Origin of the sequence: Tahibacter caeni, assembly GCF_024609805.1 — a bacterium.
GTDB classification, from domain to species: Bacteria; Pseudomonadota; Gammaproteobacteria; order Xanthomonadales; family Rhodanobacteraceae; genus Tahibacter; species Tahibacter caeni.
Genome location: NZ_JANFVR010000498.1, coordinates 1 through 2,443 on the forward strand (window position 1 = coordinate 1; position 2,443 = coordinate 2,443).

The following is a 2,443-nucleotide window of genomic DNA, read 5'->3' on the forward strand; positions in this document are numbered from 1 at the left end:
CGCTGGCGCGGCCGGCGCTCAGGAGGTCGTGGCGCGGCGCGAGTTCGGCGGCGACGGCGCGCCCGAGGGTGCCGGCGGCGCCGACGAGCAGGACGCGCGAGGGAGCGGGTTGCGGCTTGTCCATGAGCGGGCCTCCGGCAGGTGGCGCGGACTATGCGGCGACCGTGGCCGCGCTTTCAAGGAAGGCCTCAATCGGCGGCCGCGCGCGGCTGCGCACGCAGCGCGACGATCTCGCGCCGCGGCGGCGCGCCGAACAGACGGCGGTATTCGCGGCTGAACTGCGAAGCGCTTTCGTAGCCGACGCGGTGCGCGGCGACGGCGGCTTCCACGCCTTCGCTGAGCATGAGCCGGCGCGCCTCGTGCAGGCGCAGGCTCTTCTGGAACTGCAGCGGTGACAGGCTCGTGACGGCCTTGAAGCGGTGATGCAGCGCCGACACGCTCAGATGCGCGGCCTCGGCGAGTTCCTCGATGCGCAGGGTTTCCGCATAGCGCGCCTTGAGCAGGTCGATCGCGCGGCCGATACGCTGGCCGCCGCCGTCGGCGACGACGAGATCGCGCAGCCGGTGGCCGAGATCGCCGCCGAGCGCGCGGTAGCTGATCTCGCGCAGGATCAGCGGCGCGATGACCGGGATCTCCTGCGGCGTGTCGAGCAGGCGCACGAGGCGCAGCAGCGCGTCGAGCAGCGGCAGCTCGGTGCGCGCGAGGAACAGCGCGCGGTCCGACGGCCGCGGCGGCGCCGTCGGCACCTGCAGCACGAGCTCGCCGAGCATGCGCAGGTCGAGATTGATGCGCAGGCACAGATAGGGCTGCGCCGGTGTGGCGGTCAGGATCTGTCCTATCACCGGCAAGGTGACCGAGACCACGAGGTAGTTCAGTGCGTCGTAGACGAACACTTCGTCGCCGAGCAGCGCCTGCTTGCTGCCCTGCACGACGACGCAGAGGCTGGGCTGGTAGACCGCGGCGCAGGGCTGCGAAGGCGCCGAGGCCTGGATCAGGCTCAAGGCTTCGATCGCGCTCGGATGCACGCCGTCGCCGGGTACCAATCGGGCAATTCGAGCGGCCAGCTCGCGCTGCGGCGCCAGGCCGTCGAACGGTGCGAACGAAGTCAGGTTGGCGGCCTCGGACATGGTTTTCCCCGCAATGGCGACGGCGGCGATTATGCGCGCCGGCTCGCGCGCGCACGACGCACTCATCCAGGGATTTGCAGGATCGGGCAAGTTTGGCGCAACTTTGGGCGAGCTGGCGCGGCGCCGCGGGGACTAGGCTAGCCATCCCCTTCCCGCAGGAGCTTGCCATGACTACCGCAATCGCGAAGCGCACTCTCGGCCGCGACGGGCTCGTCGTTTCCGCACTGGGCCTGGGCTGCATGGGCATGTCGGATTTCTACGGCCCCAGCGACGAGGCGCAGAATCTCGCCGTGCTCGAGCACGCGCTCGACCGCGGCGTGAATTTCCTCGATACGGCCGACATGTACGGCGTCGGCCGCAACGAGGAGCTGCTGGCCAAAATCCTGCGCCGGCGCCGCGACGACGTCGTGCTCGCCACGAAGTTCGGCAACGTGCGCGCGGCCGACGGCGCGTTCCTCGGCATCGACGGCAGCCCCGCCTACGTCGCCGCGGCCTGCGACGCGAGCCTGCACCGGCTCGGCGTCGAGCACATCGATCTCTACTACCAGCACCGCGTCGATCCGAAGGTGCCGATCGAGGAAACCGTCGGCGCGATGGCGCGCCTGGTCGAAGCCGGCAAGGTGCGCTATCTCGGGCTGTCGGAAGCCAACGCGAACACCTTGCGCCGCGCGAGCGGCGTGCATGCGATCGCCGCGCTGCAGAGCGAGTATTCGCTGTGGACGCGCGACGTCGAGCAGGAGGTGCTGCCGGCCTGCCGCGAGCTCGGCATCGGCTTCGTCGCCTACAGCCCGCTGGGCCGCGGCTTCCTGACCGGCGCGATCCCGACGACCGACGTGCTCGCGCCCGACGACTACCGGCGCAACTCGCCGCGTTTCCAGGACGAGCACATCGCGACGAACCGCCGCCTCGTCGAGGCCGTCGCGGCGATCGCGCAACAGCGCGGCTGCACGCCGGCCCAGCTCGCGCTGGCCTGGCTGCTGCACCAGGGCGAGGACATCGTGCCGATCCCGGGCACGCGCAAGACCAGCCGGCTCGACGAGAACATCGCCGCGACGCGCCTCGTGCTGAGCCGCGCCGAATTGCAGTCCATCGCCGACGTCCTCGGCAGCCACGCGGTCTCGGGCATGCGCTATCCCGCCGCGAGCATGGCGGCCGTGAACGCGTGAGAGCCACGGCGCGGCGGTGAGCATCGCCGCGCCGCTCCGGCGGTTCGTCGCAGCGCCGGCACGGTGGCGTCGGGTTCGCCTGCAGCTCATCCAGCCCACGTGCAGGCCGGGGGAGCCGGCGGCCTTCCCGGCGCCGCCGTCCCGCCGCCG

At 71.5% G+C, this 2,443-nt stretch carries 2 protein-coding genes; one reads left to right on the top strand and one right to left on the bottom strand.

What is annotated here, in order from left to right:
• Positions 1-188: 188 nt before the first annotated feature.
• Positions 189-1,127 (bottom strand): AraC family transcriptional regulator, encoded by a 939-nt coding sequence (locus NON22_RS23075; RefSeq protein ID WP_257389334.1) that lies wholly within the window; start codon positions 1,125-1,127, stop codon positions 189-191.
• Positions 1,128-1,306: 179 nt separating this feature from the next.
• Here NON22_RS23075 and NON22_RS23080 point away from each other — a divergent pair, with 179 nt between their 5' ends.
• Complete coding sequence (locus tag NON22_RS23080) at positions 1,307-2,293, top strand: aldo/keto reductase (RefSeq protein ID WP_257389335.1); 987 nt, start codon at positions 1,307-1,309, stop codon at positions 2,291-2,293.
• Positions 2,294-2,443: the final 150 nt, after the last annotated feature.

Bases quoted from the DNA above. Each gene is read 5' to 3' on its own strand.
- NON22_RS23075 (WP_257389334.1), bottom strand. From the start codon at position 1,127: ATGTCCGAGGCCGCCAACCTGACTTCGTTCGCACCGTTCGACGGCCTG.